This is a genomic window from Microbacterium profundi (genome assembly GCF_000763375.1).
GTDB lineage: Bacteria > Actinomycetota > Actinomycetes > Actinomycetales > Microbacteriaceae > Microbacterium > Microbacterium profundi.
In genome coordinates this window covers 491,260-514,313 of record NZ_JPSY01000001.1, presented here as the reverse complement: position 1 = coordinate 514,313, position 23,054 = coordinate 491,260, and the positions used below count along the sequence as shown (strand labels likewise).

The following is a 23,054-nucleotide window of genomic DNA, read 5'->3' as shown; positions in this document are numbered from 1 at the left end:
TCTGAGTCAGGATTTCACGCGGATGATCTCCTGCTGATACGGCGCGATCACGTCGCCGGAGATGCGCAGATCCAGTAGCAGGAACCGACGTGTCGCCGGATCTTCGGACGCCCATGCGCCGAGCCTGTCGAGATCATCGAGCGTGCGGACGACCAAGCCCTCGCCCCCGACGGCCGTGACGAACGCCGCAAAATCGACCTCGGGGATGCGCATCGGATCCTCGGCGAGACCCTTCAGTCCGTACAGATGCACCTCGGCGCCGTATGCCGCATCATTCCAGATCACCGCGCAGCCGTGGCCGCCGGCTGCGCGCACCGCCGACTCGAGATCGGCGATCGCCATGAGGCCGCCACCGTCGCCCGAGGTGAGCACGATCGTCGAGTCCGGTCGTGCTCGCGTCGCACCGACCACGCTCGGCCAGCCCTGACCGATCGCCTGGAAGGCCGTGCCGATCATCATCATCCTGTCGGGCGAGGCGACCGGCCAGTACATGTTCGCCCAGCCGATGAAGTGCCCGCCGTCAGACACCACCACCCGATCCTCCGGCAGCAGCGCGGCGATGCGACGGGCCGCTGAGCGCGGGTCGAGGCGGCCGTCGGGTGCGAGGTCGTCTCCAGGTTCATAGATGCGCGCCGCCCTCAGATCGGCGGATTCGCGCCACGGGGTGGGCGCTTCGCTCGGAGAAGTGCGCTTCGCTCGGAGACTTTCGCCGGATTCCTCCGAAGAACGTGCACTTCTCCGAAGAACGGGCACGCCAAGACGACCTTCCCGCAGACGCCCCACGAGATCCTCTGCCACGACTCTCGCGTCACCACGGACGAACCCGCCGACGTGCGCGTGCGTCGCAGCCGGGGCGACATCGACCTGGAACACCCGCGTCCCGGGAGCGAACAGCTCGCCGAAACGCATCGTGAACTGGTTCAGCGATGCGCCGAAGACGACGGCGACATCGGCCTGCCGCACGAGCTCCATGGCGCCCTCGGCGCCGAAACCACCTGTGACGCCGAGGTCGTATTCCGCGGCGGGGAAGACGCCGCGGCCGAGAGCGGTGGATGCCGTGAGCGCCCCGGTCACCTCGGCAAGAGTGCCCAATGCGTCGCCGGCCCCGGCGAGCCAGGCGCCTCTGCCCGCGAGCAGGAACGGTCGCTCCGCTTCGCGGAGCGCAAGAGCGATGTCATCCAGCATCCCCTCGGTGAACTCGCCCTTCGGATGGACCGGCGCGGGGATGCGCGGCGCGGGAGCGGGCGGCACCGGACCCGCTTCGAGGGCGGCGACGTCGTACGGGATCGCGAGAACGACCGGCACGCGGTAGGTGAGAGCGTGCTCGATCGCGATGATCGTCGTGGCCGCGGCATCCGCTCGTCCGACGGTATAGGTGCGTGCGCCGACGGCGCTGGCGAGCGCGATCTGGTCGACGTCCCACGGGCGAGGGCCGGAAGTCGGCTCGTCGCCGACCACGAGCACGAGGGGGATGTGCGCCTGCACCGACTCGGCCAGCGCCGTGAGCGTGTTCGTGAACCCGGCGCCGTAGGTCGTCGTCGCCGCGGCGATCCGGCCGGATGCCCGATGGTGTGCATCGGCGGCGACCACGGCGCCCTGTTCGTGGCGCACCGCTGTGAACTCCGCGGAGGTCTGGCTTTCGAGCGCATCGAGGAAGTACGCGTTGCCATTGCCCATCACACCGAAGACGGCATCGATGTGCTCGGCGAGGGTGAGGGCGACATGGGCGGAGACAGTGGGCAGGGGAATGCCTTTCGAGACGACGGATGGATTCCGTGTGTGTCTCGCTTCGCGCGGCATCGCAGCGAATGCTTCGTGCCCCTTTTTCGGGCACCGGCGCCCTTTTCGGGCGAGTCCGGACACCGATGATTCTACCGGCACAATAGGAGGATGACGGATGCTGCGATCGAACGCGAGACACTCACCTGGGATGGCTTCGGGGCGGCGACGCGAGATCTCGCGCGCAGCATCGTCGCCAGCGGCTTCGAACCGGAGGTGGTCGTCGCGATCGCCCGCGGTGGACTGCTGCCGGCCGGCGCGATCGCCTATGGTCTCGGATCGAAGAACTGCGGCGCGATCAACGTGGAGTTCTACACCGGCATCGGCACGGTCCTTGACGCCCCCGAGGTGCTGCCTCCCGAACTCGACATGGCGTACCTCGACGGGCGCCGGGTGCTGCTGGTCGACGACGTCGCAGACTCCGGTCGCACACTGGCGCTCGCGGTCGAGCTGCTGCAGGCCAAGGGTGCAGAGGTGCGATCCGTGACGATCTACACCAAGCCGTCGACGATCATCCAGCCCGACTACGCCTGGAAGGACACGGATCTGTGGATCAACTTCCCGTGGTCGTTCCAGGGCACGGTGCGCGAGGAAGACCTCGGTCTGCCGCCCACGGCGTGAGCGAGCAAGAGATCGACACTTCGGTGAACGCAACCCGATCGTTCTCATGGCGGACGCTGCTGCGCCCTGCGCAGGGGACGCTGCTCTCGCTTGAGACCGCAGCACTCCTGGCGGGAGCGGTGTTCTTCGTCGTCGGATTCCTCGTGTCGATCTTCGTCTTCTGGGGGCATGAGTTGTCGATCGTCGGTGCGCGTTCGATCGGAACATACGCCTCGATCGGCGGGGCGGTCGTCGCGGTGCTGTCCGCGTTGCTGGGGCGTCTGGGCGTGCGACCGGGGCGACGCGTGATCCACAGCGACGGACTCGCGATGCGCGATGACCGACTGCGCTGGTACGACGTCGCCGCCATCGCACTCGCGTATGCGGTCACCGCGCTCCTCGGCTGGGCGGGGATAGCGGCGCTCCTGGCCGGCAGCTTCACCGACGCGCCGGTCTTCGCCTTCCCCGGTGCGGTGCTCGTCGCCGTCGCATTCGCATTGACTGCGTACGTCTGCTTCCTCAGCGCTGTGTCGCTCACCCCGATGTCGCTGTCGCTCGTGCTGGCGATATTCCTCGTGGTCGGCGCGTTCGCCAGCATGCTCACCGCTACTGACGAGCACTGGTGGCAGGACAACCTCTCGGCTCTCGGAATGGCGAGCAACGATTCGTCCTGGATCTTCAACGGCACTCTCATCGTCGCGGGCATCATCATCACCACCATCGCGCGCTACTCGACCGCCGGGCTGCCCGTCGATGTGCCGAGGGATGCGCGTGGTCGCCGCCTCGTGCGCATCGGGATGATCCTCATCGGCATCTTCCTCACCTGCGTGGGCATATTCCCCGTCGACGCGTTCTTTGTGGTGCACAACACCGTCGCCACCGGGATGGCGGTCGCGTTCGCCGGGGTCGTGATCGCGTTGCCGTGGTTGCTGCCGGCGATCTCCAAGGTGTTCATCGCGCTCGGCTACGCGTACGTCGCCGTCATCGTGCTGCTGGCCGTGTTCTTCGCGACGGGTTACTACAATCTGACCGCTGTCGAGTTGATCGCCGCCGTACTGATCTTCAGCTGGATCATCGTCTTCCTCAGGGCTGCCGAGGAAGTGTCCGCGGCTGGCGCCGAGATGACCCCCGCGGCCGCTTCTGAGGACAGCCCCTGACGCGAGAGGTCAGTCACGCAGTGCGCGCGTCGCTTCGCGGGTGCGCTGCAGAGCATCCACCGTCTCGGCGAAGCGCCGCTTGGCCACTCCGATGAACAGGCAGTCCACAAGTGAGAGCTGAGCGATGCGACTGACCATGGCGCCGGCACGGAAGGTGGACTCCCGCACTTCGGTGAAGAGAGCGTGATCTGCGGCGTCGGCGAGCGGCGAGCCCTTCGCCGAGGTCACGGCGATCGTCGCCGCACCGTTGTCGCCGGCGGTGCGCAGGAAGCGCAGCGTCTCCGGGGTGACGCCTGAGTGCGAGAATCCGACCGCGACGGTCGGTCCTGCATTCAGCACCGTCGCGGCGATCGCCTCGTGCGGATCTGTGAGCACATGCGCATTGCGCCCGACCCGCAGCAGCTTGTGCGCGAGGTCTTCGGCGACGAACTGGCTGGCTCCGATTCCATAGAGCAGGATGCGCTCGGCTCCGTCGATGTCGGTGATCGCGGCCTCGAGCACGTCGAAGTCGAGTTGTGCGACGGTCTCCTCGATCGCGAGGAGTTCGAGAGCGGCGAGTTTCGACACGGCCTCAGGCAGCGAGTCCTCGTCCGAGATCTCGGAACCGAACGCCCCTCGTGGGGAGAACTGCGCGGCCTCCTTGCCGAGCTCGGTAGCGAGCGCCATGCGCAGAGGGGCGTATCCGCTGAACCCGATGGCGCGGCAGAACCGCACCACGGAGGCGACGGACGTGCTGCAGGCGTTGGCGAGCTCATTGATCGTCATGTCGATGACGATGGACGGATTCTCCCGTATCACCGCGGCGACGCGGGCGAGTGATGGCGGAAGGGTCGACACGGCGGCTTCGATCGTCGACTGGATGCTCATCCACTCTCCTCCGGTAGGGGATCGCCGCATGTCGCGAGTGCGGACCAGGGCGTTCCGGTAAATTCTTTTCAGAACGATAGCGCCAACTGTAGACTCTTTCCGAAACGTACCCCGAGCCGACGCGAAAGTGGAGAGATGCCGATCGAACACAGGACAGCGGCCGTCGACCTCGGCAAATCCCGCTGCCGCGTCTCCGTCACCACGCTCGACGGTCGTGAGACGTACACGGATGCCGGCACACCGGGTCTCGCGAGCATCGACGGCGTCGCGACCGCTGTAGCCGCGATCCTGCCTCTGCTCGCGAAGACGGACGGTGTGGAGAGCATCGGAGTCGGCGCAGCGGGCGCGTTGACCGCACCGGATGCCGCGGCCACTCTCGCACGTTCCCTGTCCGACGCGACCGGCGCGCGTGTCGCCGTGACCTCCGACGTCGTGACCGCGCACGCCGGGGCGCTTCAGGGTGCACCAGGCACGCTGCTCATCGCCGGCACCGGCGCCGTGGCGCTCGGGGTGGATGAAGACGGCCTGCGTCTCGTCGACGGATGGGGTCCGGACCTCGGCGACTTCGGCAGCGGCTCGTGGATCGGCCGCGAAGGCGCGCGTGCCGTACTGCGGACCCGCGACGCGCTCGGCCAGGAAACCGTGCTGACCAGCGCCGTCCGCGCGCACATCGCACCGCATCCCGATCCCATCACCTGGCTGGCGGGCGAGATTCCGACCGCGCGTCAGTTGGCGACCCTCGCCCCGCTCGTGCTCGACGCCGCCGCGGCGGGCGACATCGTCGCGTCGGACATCGCCGCCGAAGCCGTGCGCCTGCTCACCGCATCCGCTCTCGCCGCATCCGATCGCGCCGACGACGTCGCGATCCATGGCGGGCTCACCGACCACCCCTGGTTCCGCGCCGAACTCGAGCGATCCCTCACCACCGCCGGTCGCACGATCGTGCCCGCCGTCGGCGATGCCCTCGACGGCGCCGCGCTCCTCGCGCACCACACCGACATGCCCCACGAAAGGTACGTGCACCGTGCTGAATGACCACACCGGCTCGACCCGCCTCGCAGAACTGCTCGAGGAGCTGTCGTCCCTCGGCACCGAGGCGTCGACGACCGAGCGCGGCGACCTCGATCTGCTCGCGACCGCTGAGCTGGTGCGCCGGATGAACACCGAGGATCAGCGCGTGCCGCTCGCGGTCGCGGAGCGCGCTGACGAGATCGCACAGGCGGTGGACGGCATCGCTGAGCGATTCCGTCGCGGCGGTCGTCTCATCTACATCGGCGCAGGAACGGCGGGACGAGTGGGAGTGCTCGACGCCAGCGAGTGCCCGCCGACATTCGGCACAGACCCCTCGATGGTCGTCGGCCTCATCGCGGGCGGTGAGACTGCGATCCGCGCTGCTGTCGAGAACGCCGAGGACGATGCCCAGGCCGCCGAGACGTCGCTGCGCGGACTCGAACTGAACGCTCATGACACGGTCGTCGGCATCTCCGCATCCGGCCGCACGCCGTACGTCGTCGGTGGACTGGAGTACGCCCGCGGCATCGGCGCGCTCACCGTCGCGATCGCGTCGAACGCCGACTCCGCGATCGGCGTCGCCGCAGAGATCGCGATCGAGGTCGTGACAGGTCCGGAGTTCATCTCCGGCTCCACGCGGCTGAAGGCGGGAACGGCGCAGAAGCTCGTCGTGAACATGCTCACCACGCTGTCGATGATCAAGCTCGGCAAGACCTATCGCGGGGTCATGGTCGATCTGCTCGCGACCAACGAGAAGCTGCACGCCCGATCGGTGCGCACAGTGACGCAGCTCGCCGGCGTCGGGGTCGACGAGGCTTCAGCAGCACTGAGAGCGGCGGACGGCTCGGTGAAGCTCGCACTTCTCATCCTCGCCAGCGGAGCCGATGCGAAGCGTGCGAAGGTCGCGCTGGCCGAAGCCGACGGCATCCTGCGTGAGGCGATCGCCGCGCTCAGTTGATCCGGATCTCGAATCCTTCGCCGGCGGGTACGATCGCGATCCGGGTGAGGTCGTCGACGTGATGCGCCGGCGCGAACGACGGCGCGTGCGGACCGACGCCGATCACGGTCATGCCGGCGTCGACTCCCGCCTGGATGCCGGCACCTGAGTCCTCGAACACGACGCAGTCGGCCGGGTCGACGCCCAGGGCGGATGCTGCGAGCAGGAAGCCCTCGGGGTCTGGCTTGCTGTGAGAGACATGCTCGGCGGTGATGGCGAGTTCAGTGACGGGCAGTCGAGCCGCCCCCATCCGCGCCGTCATGAGGGCGATGTCGGCTGAGGTGACGATCGCGTGCGGCATGTCCTGCAACGATCGGAGCAGGTCAGCGGCGCCGGGGATCGCGATGACGCCGTCGGTGTCGGCGCTCTCCCTCGCCAGCATCCGCTGGTTCTCCTCGCGGTTGATGGCCTGATCGCGCTCGGGAAGGAGGATCGCCATGCTCTGCCAGCCCTGACGACCGTGCACGGTCTTCAGCACGGTCTCGCGGTCGAGTCCGTGCGGCTCGGCCCACTCCAGCCACAGACGTTCGACGACGGCGGTGGAGTCGACGAGCGTGCCGTCCATATCGAGAAGGACAGCGCGCGCAGTGATGGTCGTCGTCATGCATTCAGGCTATCCCGGCGAACGTCGGAGGCACGCGGCAGGATGGAGTCATGGATCCGCATCTGCTGCGCACGCTGCGACTGCGCTCGCACCGGCTCACGGCTCCGGCCCGTTCTGCGGCCGATGTTGCGCGCCACATGCTCGCGGTGCAGGCGCAGGATTTCTGGGCCGGACGGTGGGCGCTTGCTGCGCGGGCGTCAGGCGCGCCCACGCTGAGCGGTGTCGATCGGCTCTTCAATCGCGGCGCCCTCGTGCGCGCGTGGACGCAGCGCGGCACCCTGCACATCGTCGCGGCTGAGGATCTCGCCTGGATGCTGACGGTGACGGGGGAGCGGCAGCTGCAGAAGGCGGCGCCGCGCTACCGGGAGCTCGGCCTGGGCGACGACGAACTCGCGACCGTCGAGCGGGTCGTCCGAGGTGCTCTGAACGGCGGCAACGGTCTCACCCGCGTCGAACTGTTCGAGGTCCTGCAGAGAGCCGGGATCGAGCCGGGCGGGCAGCGCGGTCTGTTCGCGGTGCAGAATCTCGCCCTGCGCGGCATCGTGTGCCAGGAGCCGATCGTCGCGCGTGCAGGAGGTGTGTCGCGCGACCAGCAGTTCGTCCTCGCTGAGGAGCACATCCCCGAATCCGCAGCTCCGAGCGATCCCGCTGCGGAGATGTTCGTGCGATACATCCTCGGTCATGGCCCCGCCACCGCCGAGGACTTCGCGTGGTGGGCCGGTATCACGCTCGGCGCCGCACGCTCGGCGGCCGCCGCTTCCGCCGATGACGTGCGCATCCGCCAGATCGATGAGGGGATGTTCGCCGCGAGCTCGATGCCAAGGCGAAGCACGGCAGCCCCCACCGTGATCGCGCTCGGATCGTTCGAGGAGTACTACATCTCGTACACCGATCGCACTGTCGCGTGCCCACCAGAGCTGCTGACGGCGATCGGACCGGGGAAGAACGGGATGGTGCGCCCGATCCTCGTCGCAGACGGCATCGTCGTCGGCACCTGGCGGCACTCCACCGCTGTCGGACGGCACACCGATGACCCCGTGCCCGAGCTGCTGACAGCCGCTGCCGCCGGCGATGCCGACGTCGCCGCTGCACTCGACCGCTACGCGGCCTTCATCGCGGGCTGACCGCACCCGGCGTCGCGCCCGGCGCGTGCCGGCCACTCACTCCGCCGCGTGCCGGGCGAGGAACGTGTACACCTCGTTCTCGTCGACTCCGGGGAACGCGCCACGGGGGAGCGGTGAGAACATGTGCGTGTGCACGCGGGCGCTCGGCCATGCCTTGGCGCTCCATCGATCCGCGAGCTCGGGGGCGGGACGGCGGCAGCATGCCTCATCCGGGCAGGTCGACGCGGCGCGATCTGTCGTCTCCCGACCACGCCACCAGCGCGCGTCATCGAACGGGACTCCCACGGTGACCGAGAACTCGCCGTCGCTGGCGGCCCCGGTCTGCGTCGCGCACCAGAACGTGCCGGAGGGGGTGTCGGTGTACTGATGGTGCTCCGTCGTGCGGTTCTGCTGCGTGAACGCGGCGCGCGCCTGGAACTTCCGGCACACCGGCTGACCCTCGACCGCGCCGGTCACATCCATCGGCAGCGGAAGGTCGTCGTTCTCGTACACTCGTGTGATCGCGCCCGTCTCGTCGACGCGGAGGAAGTGCAGTTTCATGCCGAGGTGCTCGGTCATGAGGTTCGTCATCCGCATTCCGGCCGCCTCGTGCGTGACTCCGAATGCGTCACGGAAATCCTCGACCGCGAGGTTGCGATCCTTCTTGGCCTGCTGCAGGAAGGCAACGCCCGCCGTCTCTGGCACCAGGCAGCTCGCCGCGAAGTAATTGATCTCCAGGCGCTGCTGCAGGAAGTCGGCGTAATCGGTCGGCGGCGTGTGCCCCAGCAGACGATGCGCCATCGCCTGAAGCGCCATCGAGCGCAGCCCGTGACCGCCGGGGATCGAGGCCGGTGGCAGGTAGATACGGCTGTTCTCCAGATCGGTCACCGAGCGTGTGGAGTGGGGCAGATCGTTGACGTAGAGGAGCTCGAAGCCGAGCTTCTGCGCCATGATGCTCACCGTGCGGTGGGTCAGGGCGCCGCTGACATGACCGGCGGCCTTCAGCTGCTTTTCTGCGAGCTTCTCGATGTCGCCGATGTAATTGTTCTGCGCCCGCATGCGCAGTCTCAGCTCCGTGTTCGCACGTCGCGCCTCTTCGGGCGTCGCGATGGCTTCGCGCTCGCGGCGCTGCAGTTCGCGATGAAGTCCGAGGATCGCCTCGATCGTCTCGTCAGGCATCCCCTTCGAGACGCGCACGGGTGCGACCCCCAGCTGGCGGAACACCGGACTGGCCTGCGCGTGCTCCAGCTCGATCTCCAGAGCCGCCCGACGGTTCGGAGGCTCGCCGGAGATGAGATCGGAGACGTCTGTCGCGGTGGCCTGGGCGATCGCCTGCAGGAGCGAGAGCTTGGGCTCGCGCTTGCCGTTCTCGATCAGGCTCAGCTGCGAACCGGCGACGCCCACCTGCGCGCCGAGCTCGTCGAGGGTGAAGCCCTTCGCCACGCGATGGTGTCGGATGCGATGGCCGAGAGTCGTCAGATGGATGCCGGAGCCGCTCATTCCTTGAGCATATCGAAAGAACAGTGATTCTTACGACCCGAATCCGCGAAATCTGCGAGTGATGTTGCGCAGAATGGACATACACACCGACTCTTCGAGGGAGTAGACATGGTTATGGCCGAGACCTTCACACCCCGCGTTCCCGCCGTCTCCGCGGCGCGCGAACTTGGCGCCGTCCCCACCTACGACACCCCCGGGATGGCTGAACTCGTCGCCTGGGTGGAGGAGATCCGCGCCCTCACGAAGCCGGCATCGGTGCACTGGGTCGGCGGTTCGCAGGCCGAGAACGACGCGCTGCTGCGCGGACTCGTCTCGGAGGGCAAGCTCATCAAGCTCAACCCCGAGTGGCGTCCTGGGTCGTACCTGGCGCGCTCGCACCCCAGTGACGTCGCCCGCACAGAGGCGCGCACGTTCATCGCGTCGGAGCACGAGAAGGATGCCGGCCCCACGAACAACTGGGCCGATCCCGCCGAGATGCGGCAGACGATGAACGAGATCTTCGAGGGCTCGATGCGCGGACGCACGATGTACGTCGTGCCGTTCTCGATGGGAGCCGTCGGGGGCCCGCTGTCGCACATCGGCGTGCAGATCACCGACAGCGCGTACGCCGTGGCGTCCATCGGCATCATGACGCGCGTGGGCGACGCCGTCACTCGGCAGATCGCGGAAGGTGCGCCGTGGGTCAAGACCGTCCACTCCGTCGGCGCTCCGCTGGCACCGGGCGCGCAGGACGTCGAATGGCCGTGCAACGACGAGAAGTACATCGTGCACTTCCCCGACACCCTCGAGGTCTACTCGTACGGCTCCGGCTACGGCGGAAACGCCATCCTCGCCAAGAAGTGCTTCGCGCTGCGCATCGCGTCGGTGATCGCCCGCGACGAGGGGTGGCTCGCCGAGCACATGCTGCTCATCCGCGTCATCGACCCCAAGGGCAATGCCTACCACGTCGCCGCGGCCTTCCCGTCGGCGTGCGGCAAGACGAACCTCGCGATGCTGCGCCCGACCATCCCGGGCTGGAAGGTCGAGACGCTCGGTGACGACATCGCGTGGATCCGCCCGGGCGAGGACGGCCGCATGTGGGCCATCAACCCCGAGGCCGGCTTCTTCGGTGTCGCTCCCGGCACCGGTGAGTCGACCAACGTCACGGCGATCGAGACGCTCTGGGGCAACACGATCTTCACCAACGTCGCACTCCGTCCGGACGGCGACGTCTGGTGGGAGGGCTTGACGGACACCCCGCCGTCCCACCTCATCGACTGGGAGGGCAACGATTGGACGCCAGATTCTGGTCGCCCCGCCGCGCACCCGAACTCGCGCTTCACGGTCGCCGCGGCTCAGTGCCCGCAGATCTCGGATGACTGGGAAGAGGCTGTTCCGCTCGATGTCATCCTGTTCGGCGGGCGTCGCGCGAGCAACGTGCCTCTCGTCGTCGAGGCGACCGATTGGACGCACGGTGTCTTCCTCGGTTCGACGATCTCATCGGAGCGCACAGCGGCCGCCGAGGGCACTGTGGGTGAACTGCGCCGCGACCCGTTCGCGATGCTGCCGTTCTGCGGTTACAACATGGGCGACTACTTCGCTCACTGGCTCAAGGTCGGTCGGTCTCTGCGCTTCGACCGTGCACCGCGCATCTTCCAGGTCAACTGGTTCCGCCGTGGCGACGACGGACGCTTCCTGTGGCCCGGGTTCGGCGACAACTCGCGTGTCATCGACTGGATCATCCGCCGCGTCAGCGGTGAGGTGTCCGCAGTCGACAGTCCGATCGGGCGGCTGCCGGTGACCAGTGACCTCAACCTCGACGGGCTCGACATCTCGCAGCAGGATCTCGACGAGCTCTTCAGCGTGGACGCGGATGCCTGGTCGAAGGAGGCCGACGCCACCGAGGAGTTCTTCGACACTTTCGGTGACACGATGCCGGCAGCGCTCCGCGCCGAGCTGGCCTCGCTGCGCTACCGGCTCGCGCAGACGAGATAGCGCCGGAATCAGACCCGCGACGGCGGGATGACTGGGACAGACCCGTGGCTGAGTGGTCCCTTGATCCTGCCGTCGCGTTTTCGCGCGGCGCCAGACCGCGCTAGACCAGCAGCTGGTGGCGGGCGAGATCGCGGTACAGCGGTACCTGCTCGATGAGCTCTGAGTGCGTGCCCTGACCCACCACTTCGCCGTTCTGCAGCACGACGATCAGGTCGCTGTCGACGACGGTCGACAGTCGGTGCGCGATCACGATGAGCGTGCGGTCGGCGGAGACGGCGTCGATCGCGTCGCGCATGCGCTGCTCGTTCACGCCGTCGAGCGAGGAGGTCGATTCATCGAGCAGCAGGATCGGCGCCTCGGTGAGAAGGGCCCTGGCGATCGCGAGTCGCTGACGCTCACCGCCGGAGAGCATCACGCCGTCCTCGCCGACCGGGGTCTGAAGTCCCAGGGTGCCGCGTTCGAGCACGTCGCCCAGATTCACGGCGCGCAGCACGCGCTCGCAGTCGGCATCGGTGGCGTCCGGCGAGGCGAGCCGCAGGTTGTCGGCGAGCGTGCCCGCAAGCGTCGGCGCATCCTGCTCGACGTAGCCGAACTGCGCGCGGAGGTCGGCTCGAGGATAGGTGCGGATGTCGTGACCGTCGAGGCGGATCGAGCCGCCGGTCGGGTCGTAGAACCGCTCGATCAACGACAGGACGGTGCTCTTTCCCGCCCCGCTCGGGCCGACGAGCGCGACGCGTGATCCGCGCGGCACCGCGAACGACACGCCTCGAAGGACGTCGCGGTCGGCCGGCTGCTCGGCATCCTTCTCCTGCGCCTCGGGCTCGAGATGCGCGTCGACCAGCACAGTGCGGGCCTCTGTCGCCGCCGCCACGCGCGCGGCGACCACGGCGTCGGGGTAGCGGAACCGCACGTCATGGAACGCGATAGCGGGAGACGACGTTCCGACAGGCTCAGCGCCCGACTCGACGGACGCGGCGATCGCGGCATCCTCCTGATCCTCGGTCGGAAGGTCGAGCACCTCCTGGATGCGTCCCAGCGCGCCGAGCGCCTGGTTGACCGAGGTGATGGCGCCGAACGTCGTCGCGAGCGGCATGATCAGCATGAACAGGAACATCACGAACGTGATGAGCGAGGCGATCGTGATCGCGCCGGCCGCGACGCGGAAGCCGCCGACGCCCAGCACGGCGAGCAGTGACAACTGCAGGGCGATGCCGGAGATCGGGACGACCAGTGCAGAGACCTTCGCGATGCGCACTCCGAGGCCGTATGCCTCGCCGGCCAGCGACGACACGGATTCCGCCTCGCGCTCGGTGGCACCGGAGGCACGCACGGTGCGGATCGACCCCACCGCTCGTTCGACCGCAGAGGCGAGCTCTCCCACCTTGACCTGCTGCGCGCTGGATGCCGTGCGGATGCGGCCGCTCAGCATCACGACGACGGCGAGCGAGATGCCGATGACCACGACGATCAGCAGCAGCAGGATCGGGTCGATGATCAGCATCGCGATCAGCGCACCGAGGAACAGGATCGCGCTGCCGACGGCATCCGCGAGTCCTTGCGTGAGCACGGCGTAGAGGAGCGTCGTGTCGGTGCCGACGCGCGAGACGAGATCGCCGGTGCGACGTGCGTCGAACTCGCGGATCGGCAGATGCAGGATGCGGGCGATGAGCTGACGGCGGCTGGAGTGCACGACCGCGGTGCCGGTGCGCTGCAGCAGATAGTGCTGGTAGCCGGAGATCACCGATGAGATGAGCACGAAGCCGACCAGCAGCCATACGAGGATTCCCAGCGTCTCATTCGCCTGCACGGCCGCGATGACCTGCCCGACCAGAAGAGGTTGCACGAGCGAGGTCGCAGCGCCGAACACGCTGAGGATCGCGACGACGATCAGCGTCTTCTTGTGCTCGAACAGGAAGGGGAGCAACTGGCGGAACGTGGCGCGCGGGCCGTCCTGTGGCGCGCTGCGTCCGCGTCGGCGTTCGGTCGCCGTACGAGACATGTGAGACCTCGATCTGAAGAAAAGGGGAGTACTACGACCGTACTTCCTCCTTGATCGTCGTACGGCGCACAACGTGCAGAACATCTCCCCAGGGAGGCCTTGACAACAACCGGCGCATCACCCATCCTCACGATTAGCCTGGGTGCCCCTTGTCGGGGTGCCTGTTCGGGGCTGAAAATGGGGTGCGGCCGCCCGGTTGACGTCGTTGTCTCTATGGTCCCTTGAGGCCGTCGATTAGCCGGACGGTGGGCACCACGTGATGGGCACTTTCACTGTCGCCAGCCGCTGTAAAGCGGTCGAGCACGAGGATTAGATTCGCTGTTCCTCCCCGTGGTTCCCTCGGGCGGTCGCTTCATGGAAGCACCGATCGATGGGAAGTGAGAACAGTGTTTGCGCAGTCTGAAGATGACGAGCAGATCATCCAGCGGGTCGCGGCGTTGGATATCGGCAAGGCCGAAGTGGTCTGCTGCGTCCGATTACCCTCACCCGCCGGCGGCAAGCGGCGGGTGCAGGAAGTCACGACGCATTCGACGATGACCCGGTCGTTGACCGAGCTGGCAAACCGGCTGGTGGAGTTAGGCATCGAGCGGGTGGTGATGGAAGCGACCAGCGACTACTGGCGGCCACCGTTTTACCTGCTGGAAGCACACGGCCTGGAGCCGTGGCTGGTCAACGCGAAAGACGTCAAGCACCTGCCTGGCCGCCCGAAGACCGACGTGCTGGATGCGGTCTGGCTCTGCAGAGTCGCGGAACGGCAGATGCTGCGGCCAAGTTTCGTGCCCCCGCGTCCGATCCGTCGGCTGCGGGATCTGACCCGGTACCGGATCGATCTGGTCGGCTCACGGGGCGCGGAGAAGAACCGGGTCGAGAAGCTCCTCGAAGACGCCTGCATCAAACTCTCCGTCGTCGCGTCCGACATCTTCGGGGTTTCCGGGCGGGAGATGATGGCGGCTCTGATCGCCGGGGAGCAAGACCCGAGAGTCCTCGCCCAGATGGCCCGGTCCAGCATGCGCAGGAAGATCCCCGCGCTGGAGGACGCGTTCACCGGCCACTTCGACGAGCATCACCGGTTCCTGCTCGCGCGGATGCTGAGCCGCATCGATCAGATCAACGCCGATATCGCCGCCGTCGATGAGCAGATCGGCGAGCACCTGGTCCCTTTCGGTGACGCGGCCGCCCGGCTCGATGAGATCCCCGGCGTCGGGGCAACAGCGGCCGCGATCATCATCGCCGAGATCGGGGTCGATATGACCCGGTTCCCCACCCCCGGACATTTGACGTCCTGGGCGAAGTTCGCCCCCGGAGTGAAGAGTTCAGCGGGGAAGACCATGGGCAACGGCGCCACCGGGCACGGCAACCGCTACCTCGCACGAGCCCTCGGCGAAGCAGCGATAAGCGCCAGCAAGACGAACACGTTCCTCGGCGCTCGCTACCGACGCCTGGCCCGACGCCGCGGGAGGAAGAAGGCTCTCGTCGCCGTCGGGAGATCCATCCTCGTCATCATCTGGCATCTTCTGAACGACACCGACGCCCGCTACATCGACCTGGGGCCGGACCACCACGACCGGCACGTGAACACCGAGACAGTCAAACGCGTCCACGTCCGCCAGCTCGAAGCTCTCGGCTACCACGTCACCCTACAACCCGCCGCCTGAACCCCACGTCACATGCAATCCCGGCTCCGCCGGGAGCCTTCGGCCTGCCCAGTCACCATCCATTTTCGGATTAGATACACGTCGCTTGTATCGAAAAGGAGCCGAGTATGGTGACGTTCGCTCTCCCCCTCACTGCACTCGTGCTCGTCGCGCTCCTCCTTGGCGTACATGCCACCGGCCTCTTCGTGCTGAACCCCGTCCTGCGGTCGATGGAAGTACGTGTGTACGTTCCCGTGAAGCATGCTGTCGATCGCACAGCGCCTCGGCTCGCGAAACCGCTCATGCTCGCGTGCCTTGCGGTGACCACCGCGGCGCTCTTCGCCGCGGTTCTGACGGGCGCCATGATCAGCGCGGTCGCCGACGCCGTCGCGCTGATCGCGCTCGTGGTGACCCTCCTCGCGATTCTGCGTGGTGACCTGCCGATCAATCGAAGCATGGCGCACTGGTCACCCGACGCACCACCTGCTGACTGGCGCACCACACGTACCCGTTGGGAGCGGTTCTTCGGAATCCGAACCGCAACCAATCTTGTCGCGCTGCTCGCGATCGGCGTATCAGTCGTCGCCAGCGCGTCGGAGTTGAACTGATGGCTCTGTTGGTGCCGGCATTCGCGATCCTCGGATGGGTCGGCCTGTTCATCCACAATCTCGCCGACCTGCCCGGTCAGACGATCATGAGCACGGAGTCGCTCATTCCGCTGCTCATCACTGGCGCGCTCGTCGTCTTGTGGTCGACGCCGCTGCGATGGGGTGCCACGTGGGCGCTGCTGGCGTGGGGACTTCTGAACCTTGTGGGCGCGATCGTCACGGTACTGCCGCTGTCGATTCTTCCGTTCTACCCCGATCAATCGTTCACCCACTATGCCTTTCACGTCGTATATGGACTCACCCAACTACCTCTGATCATCACGAGTGCAATCTGGCTGCGGCGGCGTGGCACCAGGAAAGGCGCACGGGAGTCGACGAGATAGCCACGCGGGATGCGCGGGCTGTTTCACCGCTCCCTCGTCCGCGCCGGTCAGTGTCGCCCGAACCTACGATGGGTGGCCTGCTTCGTCACGCCGAGAGCGCTGGCGATCGCCTGCCAGGAGTATCTGTCAACATCGATCGACGCTTGTGGGATGCTGCGACCGGGGCTTCGGACACAATGGTGGGATGCCTTCGAAGCTCGTCCCCGGTGACCACGTCGCCGTCCTGTCCCCGTCCTTCGCCGCCCCTGCCGTCGCTCCCGTGTTGCACGAGCAGGCGCTGCGCAGGATCACAGACCTGACTGGCCTCGTCCCGGTCGAGTACCCGACGACGCGCCTTCTTGACGCGACCCCAGAGGCACGAGCAGCCGATGTCAATGCGGCCTTCGCTGATCCAAGAATCCGCGCGATCCTAGCGACCATCGGCGGCGACGATCAGATCCTCGTCGTCCCGCATCTGGATGCTGCGCTCGCGCAGGCCGACCCCAAACCGTTCATCGGCTACAGCGACAACACGAACATCCTGAACTGGCTGTGGCAGCACGGCGTCGCCGGCTACTACGGCGGTTCGACCGCAGTGCACCTCGGCCCTGGCCCCGTGGTCGACGACATCCACCTGCGTTCACTGCGCGCGGCGCTGCTGGACGGCGGCGAGATCGCGCTGACCGAGCCGGGTGAGTCCGAAGACGTCGGACGTCGGTGGGAGGATCCTCGCGCCCTCACGGAGTATGGCGATCGGGTGCCGACGACGCCCTGGACGTGGGCCGGCCCCGAGCGCCGTGTCGAGGGGCGCACCTGGGGCGGGTGCCTCGAAGTGATCGACGGACTTGCGATGGCGGATCGTCTGCCCGCGGCATCCGATCTCGACGGCGCAATACTGCTCCTCGAGACGAGCGAAGAACGCCCTCCCGCGAGCTGGGTCGCGCGCTGGTTGCGCGGACTGGGGGAGCGCGGCATCCTGGCCGCCATATCAGGCGTGGTCGTCGCGCGGCCGCCGGTGAGCGACTTCGACTTTCACCCCTCGGCGGAGGAAGCGCAGGCGCTGCGTGATGCCCAGCGCGACGTCGTGATCGAGACCGTCGGGCGTTACAACCCGGATGCCGTGATCTGCGTCGGCGTGCCCTTCGGGCACACTCGCCCGCAGTGGATCGTGCCATACGGCGGGCGCCTCGTTCTCGACGGCATCCGCCGCACTGTCACCGCGGACTACCGCTGATCACGACCTTTCATTCCTCCTCGAAAGGATCGAATACCTCCACGTCGAGCCCGGCGAAATCACGCTACAGTTCGACGGCGGCAGCGAGCCCGAGGTCGTCGTCGTAGTCGTTGTCCTTCGTCTCCTTCGTCAGGATCAACGCGACGAAGGTGAGCACGCCCATCGCCGACAGGTACAGTCCGACGAGCCACGGCTCGCCCGCCGCGAACTCCCAGAGCTTCAGGGCGATGAGAGGCGCGATCGCTGCACCGAGGATCGAGGAGACGTTGTAGGCGATGGCGGAACCGGAATAGCGCACATTCGTCGGGAACAGCTCGGGCAGCATCGCACCCATCGGCCCGAACGTGATCCCCATCAGCATGAAGCCGAACACCAGGAACGCCTGTGTGAGCGCACCGGTGAACTGCGGATCGAGCTGCGGCATCAGGAACACGTTGAAGGTGAGACCGAAGACGATGATCGCTCCCGTGACCCACAGCAGCAGCTTCCGGCGTCCGATCGCGTCGGCGACAGGGCCGGAGAGCAGCGTGAAGATACCGAAGAAGACGACGCCGACGATCTGCATGAGCACGAAGTCGGTGTACCCGAAGCCCGCTCCCGGCACATCGGCGTCGGTCGAGGCCGTGCCGTATGCGAGCGTGAAGTTCGTCATCAGGTAGAACAGCACGTACGTGGCCAGCATGATGAACGTGCCGAGGATGAGGTGCTTCCAATGGTGGCGGAACACGGTGGCAAGCGGCATCTTGCGGATGACGCCCTTCTGCTCGGCGCGCTTGAACGTGTCGGATTCCACGAGCTTGAGCCGTACCCACAAGCCGATGATGACCATCACCGCCGAGAACAGGAACGGAATGCGCCAGCCCCAGGCGAGGAAGGCCTCGGACTGCAGAGACGGGTTCTCGCCGTGCGGGAGCGCCCAGTTGATGCCGAGGAAGATGAAGTTCGCGATGATGAAGCCGAGTGGAGCGCCCAGCTGCGGGAACGAGCCGTACCAGGCGCGCTTGCCCTTCGGTGCGTTCTCGGTCGCGACGAGTGCGGCACCGGACCACTCACCACCGAGAGCGAATCCCTGAGCGAGACGCAGGATGAGCAGCAGCAGCGGCGCCACCCAGCCGATCTGCTGGAACGTCGGCAGCAGTCCGATCACGAACGTCGCGATGCCCATCGTGAGCAGCGAGGCCACGAGCGTCGCTTTACGGCCGTACTTGTCGCCGAAGTGGCCGAAGACCATCGCGCCGATCGGACGCGCGACCATCGCCGCGCCGAAGACGGCGAATGATGCCAGCAGCGACGCCGTGGCGTTGTCACTGGGGAAGAACAGGACCGGGAAGACGAGGACGGCGGCTGTCGCGTACGCGTAGAAGTCGTAGAACTCGATGGTCGTGCCGACGAGGCTCGCGAGGATGACCCGGGAGCGGGGGTTGGCGGGTTTCACTACGGTACTCATGATCTCCTGGCGTTCGTCGTGCTCGTGGGGAAGGAGCACCCGGGGGAGTTTACGCCTCCCTGAACGTCTGCTGTGCGATCTCGAGGCAGCGCGTCATTCTTCGTGGTCGCCGAGTGCGAGGCCGGGGAGGAACTGCGCGTGAGCGGTCAGCAGATGCTCGAGCTCGAGCACGACGACCCGGTTGCTTCCTCGGCGCGTCACGGGGGCAGGGACGTAGAGCGAGCGCTGCGGTCCGTTGCGCCAGTACCGGCCGAGGAAGAACCCGTTCACGAACGCGTACCCCTTGCCCCAGCCTGCGGTGTCGAGGAACAGATCGGATTCGGCTCGCAGATCGAAGTCGCCGATCCACGCGGACGGAGCCTCGGCGGCATCCGAGTCCGTGGACGTCGCCGTGTCGCCGGCTGCGACCGTGTCGGCGATCGCCGCGACGTCCAGGGGCATCGAGCGCCAATTGCGAAGCGGCTCGCCGTCGAGAAGCGGTACGCCGATGAGGCCCTTCTCCTCCCCGAGACGGTCGCCGTAGTTCACGCGTCCCTGATCCTCGACGAGGATGCTGAGGGTGCGCCCCGGTGGGATCGAGACGGCGTGATCGTGGCGCGTGCGGGCGAGGGTGCCGACGCTCCGGCCGTCCACGCTCACCCAGGCGAGGTCGCGGATGTCGTCGACGGTCAGCATCGCCGGTGCGTGGAACTCTGGCAGCTCGACGTCGTAACGCACGAGCGCGCTCAGGTGCCCGAGCTCGTCGAAGGTGGCCGGGCACTCGGCGGAGGAGGACGGCGCGGCGGTGGTGCCGGCATCCGACCAGGGGCCGGCGTGCTGCAGCGGCACGGTGAACGACGGCGCGGGAGAGCCCGCCTCCGGCAGCTCGTCCGGCACTGGTGCGTGCTTCGCGATCACATCGCGCAGCGCGTAGTACTTCTCTGTCGGATTGCCGGCCTCGTCCAGCGGGGCGTCGTAGTCGTACGACGTCACGAGAGGAAGGTAGCGGCCCTTGTGATTCGCGCCGTTGGTGAGGCCGAAGTTCGTGCCGCCGTGGAACATGTAGATATTTACGGACGCCCCGGCGCTCAGCAGCGCGTCGAGGTCGTCGGCGCTGGCGGCGACCTCGGTGGTGTGATGGATGCCGCCCCACCAGTCGAACCAGCCGTCCCAGAACTCCGAGCACATGAGCGGACCGGTCGCCTGATGCCGGCGGAGCGTGGCGAGGCGTTCGGGAACGCGGGAGCCGAAGGAGCCGGTGCGGTGGAGGCCTGCGAGGCTGCCGTCTGCGAGCATCTGGTCGACCGGCTGGTCGACAGTGGTCAGGGGCACGGTGATGCCGGAGCTCTGCGTGACGCGAACGAGTTCTTCCAGGTACGCCTTGTCGGATCCGTATGCGCCGTACTCGTTCTCGATCTGCACGAGGACGACCGGGCCTCCGCGCTGGATCTGCCGAGGGGCGACGATCTCATACACGCGTCGGAGATAGTCGGTGACGTCGGCGAGGTAGTCGGGGTCGGAGGTGCGCAGCGTGGTCTCATCCGCCGCCAGCCAGGTGGGAAGTCCGCCGTTATGCCATTCTGCGCATATGTACGGCCCAGGGCGGACGATCGCATCCATGCCCTCTTCCCGCACGAGGTCGAGAAAGCGCCCGAGGTCGTTCCAGCCCGTGGCGTTCCACTCGCCACGGCGCGGTTCATGCGCGTTCCAGGCGACATAGGTCTCGATCGTGTTCAGGCCCATCAGCCGGGCCTTGCGGATGCGGTCGCGCCACTGATCCGGATGCACGCGGAAGTAATGGATGGCTCCGGAGATGATCTGGTGCGCCCGGCCGTCACGGAGGAAGTCGGTGTCGCCGATGGAGAAGGTGCTCACGTACTGCGCTTTCGATGAATGGGGCCGGGCGGGATAGAGCCCGCCCGGCCCGATTGCGGTCACTTGTTGACGCTGAAGCCCTGGCTGTCGCCGTACTCGGCCAGCGCGTCCTGCCAGGCAGTGAGACCTTCATTGAGGTCCGTGCCGTTCTGGTACGACTGACCGACGGTGTCGCCGAAGATGCTGTTCGCGTACACCTGGTAGGGCAGGTAGTTCCAGCCTTCGACCACGTCGTCCGCCGCGGCGGCGAGCACTTCGTTGATCTTCTGTCCGCCGAAGTACTCCGGCGCGTCGCTGAGGAACTCCTCGCTCGAGAGCTCGGCCGTCGTCGACGGGAAGCCACCCGACTCGAGGAACGTCGAGATGCTCTCGTCGCTGTTGTTCAGCCACCACAGGAAGCCGGCTGCCAGCTCGGCGTTCTCGCTCTGCTTCGTGACGGCCTGTCCGCCGCCGCCGTTCTCGGCAGTCGCCGCGGTGCCGTCGTAGGTCGGCATCGGCGCGACGCGCCAGTCGCCGGAGCCGTCCGGCGCACCGGAGATCAGGTTGCCCGGCATCCAGGCGCCGATCACGAGCGTGGCGAGACTGCCGTCGCCGAGACCGCGGAACCACTCATCGCTCCAGCTGCCGTACGGGGCGAGCAGGTCCTCCTGGACCAGCCGATTCCAGTTGTCGGCCCACTTCTTCGAACCCTCGTCCTGAAGGTCGAGCGTGACGTCGGTTCCGGAGGTCGCGAACGGCTGCCCGCCGGCCTGCCAGATCATGCTGGTGGCGAAGCCGGCGTCGCCGATGTCGTTGGTGATGTACGCGTTCGGGTCTGCGGCGTGGATGGCCTTGGCCGCCTCGTAGTACTCGTCCCACGTGGTCGGCACGGCGACGCCGGCCGCGTCGAAGACGGTCTTGTTGTAGAACAGCGCCATGGGGCCGGAGTCCTGCGGAAGGCCGTAGATGGCGTCGCCGTCGGTGACGGAGTTCCAGGTGGATGCCGTGTAGTCGTCCTCGAAGTCGCCGAAGCCGTACTGGGAGAGATCGACGAACGCATCGGTGAGGGCGAACTGCGGGAAGGCGTAGTACTCGACCTGCACGACATCCGGCGCGCCGGATCCCGCCTTGATGGCGTTCTGCAGCTTGGTGTACTCCTCGTTGTTGGTGCCCGCGTTGACGAGGTTGACCTTCACGTTCGGATAGGCCTTCTCGAACGCGGCGACCTGCGCCTCAGCCGACGGGGTCCAGGACCAGTACGTGATCTCGCCGCCGGTTTCGAGGGCGGCTTCGATCGAGTCGAATGATCCGTCGCCGGTGCTGTCCGAGCCGCCGGCGCCGGCGCCGCAGCCTGCCAGTGCGATCGCGGCCACTGTTCCTGCTGCGAGTGCCGTGAGTGCACGGCGGGTCGCAGCGGAGGGAATGTGCTTCATTGCTGTGTTCCTTTCGGGGTGGTGCTGGTGATGTTCTGGGTGGTGCGGGCGTGGGGGATCAGCACTACTGCTTGACGCTTCCGGCGGTGAGCCCGGACTGCCAGAAGCGCTGCAGGAGCAGGAATGCGATCACGATCGGGATGATCGTGAGCAGCGAGCCCATGATCACGAGGTTGTAGATGGGCTGAGAGCCCGCGCCGATGGCCTGGTTGCTCCACTGGTTGAGTCCGACGGTCAGCGGGTACCAGTCCGGGTCGGAGAGCATGATCAGCGGCAGGAAGTAGTTGTTCCACGTCGCGACGACCGTGAACAGCGCGACCGTGACGATGCCGGGGGCGAGCAGGCGCATCGAGATGGTGAAGAAGGTGCGGAACTCGCCTGCGCCGTCGATGCGGGCGGCTTCCAGCAGTTCGGTGGGCACGGATTCCGTCGCGAACACCCAGATGAGGTACAGGCCGAAGGGGCTGATGAGCGAGGGGATGATCACCGCCCACGGAGTGTTCGTCAGGCCGAGTTCGCTGAAGAGCAGGAACGTCGGCACGGCGAGAGCGGTGCCCGGCACTGCCACTGCTCCGAGGACGACGGCGAAGACCGCACGACGACCTGGGAAGCGATACTTGGCGAGTCCGTATCCGGCCATCGTCGCGAGCAGGGTCGCGCCTCCCGCGCCGACCACGACGTAGAGCAGCGTGTTGCCGAGCCAGCGCAGGAAGATCCCGTCGCGGTACGAGAACGTGGCCGCGAGGTTGTCGAAGAACGCGAAGTCGTCGGAGAACCACAGGCCGAAGGAGGAGAACAGGCCGGCCTGGGTCTTGGTCGAGCTGAACAGCAACCAGACCAAGGGCACCAGCGTGTACAGGGCGTAAATGACCATGACGATCAGCAACGTGTTCGACTTGCGCGGGTTCATCG

General features: G+C 67.0%; 19 protein-coding genes. 10 read left to right on the top strand and 9 right to left on the bottom strand.

The annotated features are described in order from the left end of the window. Window positions 1–6: 6 nt before the first annotated feature. Window positions 7–1,743 (bottom strand): thiamine pyrophosphate-binding protein, encoded by a 1,737-nt coding sequence (locus tag JF52_RS0102435; protein WP_033106211.1) that lies wholly within the window; start codon window positions 1,741–1,743, stop codon window positions 7–9. Window positions 1,744–1,890: 147 nt separating this feature from the next. Between JF52_RS0102435 and JF52_RS0102430 the strand changes: the two genes are divergently transcribed. Continuing rightward, complete coding sequence (locus JF52_RS0102430; protein WP_033104895.1) at window positions 1,891–2,400, top strand: phosphoribosyltransferase; 510 nt, start codon at window positions 1,891–1,893, stop codon at window positions 2,398–2,400. 23 nt (window positions 2,401–2,423) lie between these two features. Continuing rightward, complete coding sequence (locus tag JF52_RS0102425) at window positions 2,424–3,536, top strand: DUF998 domain-containing protein (protein ID WP_084595755.1); 1,113 nt, start codon at window positions 2,424–2,426, stop codon at window positions 3,534–3,536. Window positions 3,537–3,545: 9 nt separating this feature from the next. Here JF52_RS0102425 and JF52_RS0102420 read toward each other — a convergent pair whose 3' ends face one another. Next, window positions 3,546–4,403: a MurR/RpiR family transcriptional regulator gene (locus tag JF52_RS0102420; RefSeq protein WP_033104894.1), complete on the bottom strand. Its 858-nt coding sequence runs from the start codon at window positions 4,401–4,403 to the stop codon at window positions 3,546–3,548. A gap of 135 nt (window positions 4,404–4,538) precedes the next feature. Between JF52_RS0102420 and JF52_RS0102415 the strand changes: the two genes are divergently transcribed. Next, window positions 4,539–5,438 carry an N-acetylglucosamine kinase gene (locus JF52_RS0102415; RefSeq protein WP_033104893.1) on the top strand — a complete coding sequence of 300 codons (900 nt, stop codon included), beginning with the start codon at window positions 4,539–4,541 and terminating at the stop codon, window positions 5,436–5,438. Next, window positions 5,431–6,372 carry an N-acetylmuramic acid 6-phosphate etherase gene (murQ, locus tag JF52_RS0102410; RefSeq protein ID WP_033106209.1) on the top strand — a complete coding sequence of 314 codons (942 nt, stop codon included), beginning with the start codon at window positions 5,431–5,433 and terminating at the stop codon, window positions 6,370–6,372. The genes JF52_RS0102415 and murQ overlap by 8 nt, the downstream gene beginning before the upstream one ends. Here the strand turns inward: murQ and JF52_RS0102405 are convergent. Then, a complete protein-coding gene (locus JF52_RS0102405) occupies window positions 6,365–7,015 on the bottom strand; it encodes an HAD-IA family hydrolase (protein WP_033104892.1) in 651 nt (216 codons plus the stop codon). The two genes, murQ and JF52_RS0102405, sit on opposite strands and share 8 nt — an antisense overlap. A gap of 50 nt (window positions 7,016–7,065) precedes the next feature. Between JF52_RS0102405 and JF52_RS0102400 the strand changes: the two genes are divergently transcribed. Then, window positions 7,066–8,139, top strand: coding sequence for a winged helix DNA-binding domain-containing protein (locus JF52_RS0102400; RefSeq protein ID WP_033104891.1), 1,074 nt, complete (start codon window positions 7,066–7,068; stop codon window positions 8,137–8,139). A 36-nt stretch (window positions 8,140–8,175) separates the two neighbouring features. Here the strand turns inward: JF52_RS0102400 and JF52_RS0102395 are convergent, their stop codons facing one another. After that, window positions 8,176–9,618 carry a helix-turn-helix domain-containing protein gene (locus JF52_RS0102395; RefSeq protein ID WP_033104890.1) on the bottom strand — a complete coding sequence of 481 codons (1,443 nt, stop codon included), beginning with the start codon at window positions 9,616–9,618 and terminating at the stop codon, window positions 8,176–8,178. Window positions 9,619–9,726: 108 nt separating this feature from the next. Here JF52_RS0102395 and JF52_RS0102390 point away from each other — a divergent pair, with 108 nt between their 5' ends. Beyond that, the gene (locus JF52_RS0102390; protein ID WP_033104889.1) at window positions 9,727–11,592 is read left to right on the top strand and encodes a phosphoenolpyruvate carboxykinase (GTP); all 1,866 of its coding nucleotides are present in this window, start codon (window positions 9,727–9,729) and stop codon (window positions 11,590–11,592) included. A 100-nt stretch (window positions 11,593–11,692) separates the two neighbouring features. Here the strand turns inward: JF52_RS0102390 and JF52_RS0102385 are convergent, their stop codons facing one another. Then, the gene (locus JF52_RS0102385; RefSeq protein WP_033104888.1) at window positions 11,693–13,591 is read right to left on the bottom strand and encodes an ABC transporter ATP-binding protein; all 1,899 of its coding nucleotides are present in this window, start codon (window positions 13,589–13,591) and stop codon (window positions 11,693–11,695) included. A gap of 386 nt (window positions 13,592–13,977) precedes the next feature. Here JF52_RS0102385 and JF52_RS0102380 point away from each other — a divergent pair, with 386 nt between their 5' ends. From JF52_RS0102380 to JF52_RS0102365, 4 genes are all read left to right on the top strand, one after another. Beyond that, window positions 13,978–15,246: an IS110 family RNA-guided transposase gene (locus tag JF52_RS0102380; RefSeq protein WP_033104887.1), complete on the top strand. Its 1,269-nt coding sequence runs from the start codon at window positions 13,978–13,980 to the stop codon at window positions 15,244–15,246. A 107-nt stretch (window positions 15,247–15,353) separates the two neighbouring features. Further along, complete coding sequence (locus JF52_RS0102375) at window positions 15,354–15,833, top strand: hypothetical protein (protein WP_033104886.1); 480 nt, start codon at window positions 15,354–15,356, stop codon at window positions 15,831–15,833. After that, complete coding sequence (locus JF52_RS0102370) at window positions 15,833–16,216, top strand: hypothetical protein (protein ID WP_033104885.1); 384 nt, start codon at window positions 15,833–15,835, stop codon at window positions 16,214–16,216. Before JF52_RS0102375 ends, JF52_RS0102370 begins: the two co-directional genes overlap by 1 nt. A 184-nt stretch (window positions 16,217–16,400) precedes the next feature. Next, window positions 16,401–17,429, top strand: coding sequence for a S66 family peptidase (locus JF52_RS0102365; RefSeq protein WP_033104884.1), 1,029 nt, complete (start codon window positions 16,401–16,403; stop codon window positions 17,427–17,429). A gap of 64 nt (window positions 17,430–17,493) precedes the next feature. Here JF52_RS0102365 and JF52_RS0102360 read toward each other — a convergent pair whose 3' ends face one another. The 4 genes from JF52_RS0102360 to JF52_RS0102345 all read right to left on the bottom strand — a co-directional run bounded on the left by JF52_RS0102360 (window position 17,494) and on the right by JF52_RS0102345 (window position 23,052). Continuing rightward, a complete protein-coding gene (locus tag JF52_RS0102360; RefSeq protein ID WP_033106208.1) occupies window positions 17,494–18,876 on the bottom strand; it encodes an MFS transporter in 1,383 nt (460 codons plus the stop codon). 93 nt (window positions 18,877–18,969) lie between these two features. Beyond that, the gene (locus JF52_RS0102355) at window positions 18,970–20,730 is read right to left on the bottom strand and encodes a glycoside hydrolase family 35 protein (protein ID WP_033104883.1); all 1,761 of its coding nucleotides are present in this window, start codon (window positions 20,728–20,730) and stop codon (window positions 18,970–18,972) included. A 59-nt stretch (window positions 20,731–20,789) separates the two neighbouring features. Further along, window positions 20,790–22,142: an ABC transporter substrate-binding protein gene (locus tag JF52_RS0102350; RefSeq protein WP_033104882.1), complete on the bottom strand. Its 1,353-nt coding sequence runs from the start codon at window positions 22,140–22,142 to the stop codon at window positions 20,790–20,792. 64 nt (window positions 22,143–22,206) lie between these two features. Continuing rightward, on the bottom strand, window positions 22,207–23,052 hold the full coding sequence (locus JF52_RS0102345; RefSeq protein ID WP_033106207.1) for a carbohydrate ABC transporter permease: 846 nt from the start codon (window positions 23,050–23,052) through the stop codon (window positions 22,207–22,209). Between the last annotated feature and the right edge of the window lie 2 nt (window positions 23,053–23,054).